Genomic DNA, 4,447 nt, shown 5'->3' on the forward strand with positions numbered 1-4,447 from the left:
CGGGCTGACCGAACGGGTCGTACCAGAACAACCCGCCCGTGCGTGCGCCGGCAGCGTTGGCGGTGGTGATCACGTCGCCGTGGATGTTCGGGTAGGACCAGACCGCCTCCCCCGTCACCGGCAGGTTCACCACCACCCCACCCGGCAAGGACAGCACCCGCGCCGTGACCGCGCCAGCAGCATCGAGCAGCAGGTCCGGAGAGTCGCCCGTGCCGGTGAACCCGTACCTCGTCACCGACGTCTCGCCGGCGAGGGTCTGGGTGCGCTCCACGATCCGATCCGAGGAGTCCCGCCCGTAGACCACCCGCGTCCCGTCGCCGTCCTCGGAGGACACGTGCCGGTTCGCCTGGTCGTAGGCGAACATCTGACCCGCCAGCGCGGTGGTGTTCCCGCCCGCGTCGTACGAGATCGACGCCCCGGCCACCGTCCGCGAGACCGGGGAGGCACCCACCGGCGGATCCGTCACCGTGGTCGAGGTCAACCGGTCCGCATGATCGAAACACGACTCCACCGTGGTGACCGCGACCCCGTCGAACATATCCCGCGAGGACGTCCGGTTCCCGTTCAAGCCCGCCCGAGCGTTGGCCCCACACCCGCCCGCGGGCGCGAACGAGTAGGACAGGTCATGGCGCGGGATGACCGCACGCACCAACCGGCCCGCACCGTCATACCAGTACGACGACGACCCAGAGGCCGCCCCGTCGGAGACCGTCGCCGACAGCACCCGCCCCGACTGCGACCGCACCACCCTGTCCGCCACCGACGACGACCCCACGAACGACCACACCAGCTCGGCCAACGCACCCGCCGCATCCCGCGCGATCACCACACCCGACCCGTTGCCGGCCGCGCCCGCACCCGACGGGTAGGACACCGAGATCACGTCCCCGCCCGGCCCGTAGACCGGCACCGCCACCACCTTCCCACCATCGAGCAACCGCACCGCACGACCATCGACGTCGTACTCCACGCTCGAGTCGAACGCCTGACCACCGGCCGTCGTGCGCGAGGAGCTCGGGCGGCCCGCAGCGTCGTACGCCGTCGTGGTCACCACACCCCACACATCGGTGTACGACACCACCCGCCCCAACAGATCCACCCGCGTGCTCGTGGTCCCCGACCCCGGCGCAGCCGAGTCCGAGGTTGCCGAGACCAACGGATCCCCACCCACCGCATACGACGTCGACACCGTGCGCGCAGCCGTCGCACCCTGCGCCGGGTACGAGACCTTCTCCGCCCGACCCCGGGCGTCGAACGTCGTGCACGTCCACCCCTGCGCACCCGAGGACCGCGTCCCCACGGCCCGCCCGTAGTGGTCGTACACCACCGACGTCACCACCGGATCACCCGAGGCCGGCACCGGATCGGTCGTCGAGCTCAACAACCCCGCAGGCTTGACCCCCGCAGTCACCCCACACACGTCCGGCTGGGCATCGGAGGTCCCGTAGTACCCGTACGACGTCCCGAACGCCGCCGTGAGCGTGCCCGCCGCCGACGCCGCCGGCAACCACCGCCCCGTGCGCCGCCCATACCCCGCTGACTCGAACGCCGTCGTCGTCGTCGACGCCAACCCGTCAGGATCCACCGTGCTCGTCAACGCCCGACCCAACCACGGACTGGCCCCAAAACCCGTCCGCGTGCTCTGCACCGGCACCTGCTCCGCAGCCACCCCCGGCGTGCCCGCCGGCACCGAAGCCGGCACCCCGTCGGCCACCGTCGAGCTCGTGGCCAACCCGTAGTCCGGCGAGAGCGCCGTGTCCGGGATGACCCCCGAGACCACCCCAGGCCCCTGCCACGACAACGACACACTGGCCCCCGCGCCCATGTTCACGTAGTCCACCCGGATCCGCGCCGGACCGGCCGCCGCCCGCACCACCGTCCCGGACACCGTGGTCTGATCCGGTGGACTGACCACCAGCACGTCATCGATCCACACCTTGACCCGGTCATCCGCGCCAGCCGTCAGCGAGTACGTCCCCGCCTGCGGGAACGTCAGGATGCCGTTCAACCGCGCACCCCACGGCGCCGCCGTGATCGCCGGGTCCGGCATCGCCGTACCCCAGTTCTTCGACGCGCTGCCCGTCCCCAGCCCGAGCGCGAACGCCTTCGGCTGACCCGCCAGGCCCGCACCCGCGTAGTACGCCACGTTCAGACCACGCATGCCCTCGTCGTACGCCGTGGCCGTGTGCGCCACCCGCGAGGCGCACACCGCCGTAGGCCGCCGATCCGACCCGAAGCACTCCGCCGGCGCCGGCCCAAAGGTGTCCGTCGCACGATCCCGCGCGTCGTACAGAGTCGTGGTCGTCCGCCCCGCCGGGTCACTCTGCGCCAGCACCATGTCCTTCGCCGGATCCCACACCTGCGTCGAACGCAACCCCAGCGCCGAGACGTCCGAGGTCTGGCGCCACGCCCCGTCGAACGTCACCGTGCGCGCATTGCCCGGCACCCCGGTGCGCACCACATGCGTCGTGGACGCATCGGCGTACGCGAAACCCGTCGTCAGACGACCCGAGGTCGTCACGCCGTCCGCCGCCGGCAGCACCACGGACGTCGCCTTGGGCGCCGTGGTCGACGGCCCGGCGAGGTCGTAGGTGATCTGCACCTGGTTCGCCGGCGACGGCGTCCGTCCGCCGTCCGCCGCGAGCCAGTCCGTGATCGCCGGGGTCCGCAACCCGGGTCTGCGAGCCGATGACGCGCGTCTGACCTCGATCTCCGATCGCGACACCGGCGCCGTGAATCACTCGAGCGAACTCCGCGCATCTCGAAGTGTCACCTCTCTCCGGGCGGAGCCCCAGGAGCCGAGACTCAGACCGGAAGTTCTCTCCCACGGTCGATGGATCGCTCCGCCCGAGCGTGCGATCCACCGTGCTCCCGCCCCACGAGGCCATTGGCAATCGCGCCGGGCTACAGGCTCGCAAGCATCCGGAGCAAGGTGTCATTGTGCTCGTAGGCCAGACGTCCCAGGGGAAGCCACAGAGCCAGACTGACCAGAGAACCCACAAGCACAGCCTTCCGCGGGCGGCGCGTCACTCCACGATGGCTTGGCTCCGAGTGAGCACCGCCAGCGGCCCAGATCCACATATCCTCAGCGACTCTCCGGTAGCGCCTGCTGGGGAAGAAGATCTGGAGTACCGACGACCCGTACGCCAGATATTCGACCTCCTCGCCCTGCCAGGTCAGAACATAGACGCCATTCCGCCCGTTGACCTCGGCGATAGCCTCGCGAGGCACTGCAGTGACCGTCACGACGTTGACCACGTACAGCATCTCACCCTGAGCATAGATGCGACTGCTCAGCACAAGCCCAGCGAGTACGCATATGAAAGCGTTCACGGTGCCGTAAGTCAAGTGACTGGAGAGGGTTTCATCGCTGACAGCCCCCCAGCTGAATAGCGTGATCGTGACCAGTGCTGACAAAGTTGTCACGACGACGATCAGGGGCCGTGGTGGCGCAAGAGTCACCTGTCGACTCACGTCGTCTCCAAGGGGTGCCGGGCAGTTCATCGGCGCACAGCCTTCCGAGGCCTTGGTTTGAGAGCCTGGTGCACGCCGAAAGCACCAGCGTATGCGCTCATCCCAAGCACAAAGTTCATGTTCACGTTTGCCCGGGTGCCGCCGCGGTCGATTCGCCAAACATTGGCCGCTCGCCGCGGCACATTGGCCGCATGTCGGGGGGCAGCGCGCGAGTACCACGAGACAGCACCAGACCTCCAGGATCCTGATATGGCGCGCCCGAGACCACCCCCCGCGACCGCGAACAGCGCGTCGACAGCTAGACCCTTCTTGTTGATATTCAGCTTCCCGTTCGCGCCGATGGACGAGTTGTTGACGACTGCGAGAGCAAGACTCGCGCCAGCACAGATGAGAGGGTTCACCAGAAGACATCCCACCATTACGCCGATCGTGGCGGCTGTCTTCCACGAGAACTGACCTGTCAAGTCGAAGCTGTTGATCGGATCGTTCGGATACACGTAGGCGTTGTCGACCCCGCCCTCGACGGGGTCCACGGACAGGAACCTGCCCAGGCCTGCGAGGTAGACGCGTGCGCCCATCTCGATGGCGGCCAGGGTTCCGGCGTGTTCGTAGAGCTTCTGGTGCTGCCCGACCCAGGCATTATCGCCCTCGCCGGGCAGGTTGTCCGGCACCGCATCATCCGCCGCGCCGGTGCCGATCAAACCGGTGACCGGGTCGACCGGCTGACCGAACGGGTCGTACCAGAACAACCCCCCGGTACGCGCGCCGGCGGCGTTCGCGGTGGTGATCACGTCACCGTGGATATTCGGGTACGACCACACCGCCTCCCCACTCACCGGCAGGTTCACCACCACCCCACCGGGCAGCGACAGCACCCGCGCCGTGACCACACCAGCAGCATCGAGCAGCAGATCCGGGGAGTCGCCCGTGCCGGTGAACCCGTACCTCGTCACCGACGTCTCACCGGCGACGG

General features: G+C 68.7%; 5 protein-coding genes and 1 pseudogene. 2 read left to right on the forward strand and 4 right to left on the reverse strand.

The window, feature by feature from the left end; all coding sequences use genetic code 11:
* Window positions 1-451 (reverse strand): hypothetical protein (locus tag Cph01nite_RS19170; protein WP_239069365.1); only part of this gene is annotated, 451 nt, incomplete at its 3' end.
* A 184-nt stretch (window positions 452-635) separates the two neighbouring features.
* Here Cph01nite_RS19170 and Cph01nite_RS19175 point away from each other — a divergent pair.
* Both Cph01nite_RS19175 and Cph01nite_RS19180 read left to right on the forward strand, forming a co-directional pair.
* Window positions 636-869 carry a hypothetical protein gene (locus Cph01nite_RS19175; RefSeq protein WP_239069366.1) on the forward strand — a complete coding sequence of 78 codons (234 nt, stop codon included), beginning with the start codon at window positions 636-638 and terminating at the stop codon, window positions 867-869.
* 606 nt (window positions 870-1,475) lie between these two features.
* Window positions 1,476-1,739: a hypothetical protein gene (locus Cph01nite_RS19180; protein ID WP_239069367.1), complete on the forward strand. Its 264-nt coding sequence runs from the start codon at window positions 1,476-1,478 to the stop codon at window positions 1,737-1,739.
* An 80-nt stretch (window positions 1,740-1,819) separates the two neighbouring features.
* On the opposite strand, the pseudogene Cph01nite_RS19385 reads toward Cph01nite_RS19180, so the two are convergent.
* The 3 genes and pseudogenes from Cph01nite_RS19385 to Cph01nite_RS18760 form a co-directional block, all read right to left on the reverse strand.
* Window positions 1,820-2,338, reverse strand: a pseudogene (locus Cph01nite_RS19385) (PA14 domain-containing protein); the annotation flags it as partial.
* A gap of 566 nt (window positions 2,339-2,904) precedes the next feature.
* Complete coding sequence (locus tag Cph01nite_RS18755) at window positions 2,905-3,504, reverse strand: hypothetical protein (protein WP_203676551.1); 600 nt, start codon at window positions 3,502-3,504, stop codon at window positions 2,905-2,907.
* On the reverse strand, window positions 3,501-4,447 hold a 947-nt coding region (locus tag Cph01nite_RS18760; protein ID WP_203676553.1), incomplete at its 5' end, for an RHS repeat-associated core domain-containing protein. The genes Cph01nite_RS18755 and Cph01nite_RS18760, both read right to left, overlap by 4 nt.

Source organism: Cellulomonas phragmiteti (assembly GCF_016862775.1).
Lineage (GTDB): Bacteria > Actinomycetota > Actinomycetes > Actinomycetales > Cellulomonadaceae > Cellulomonas > Cellulomonas phragmiteti.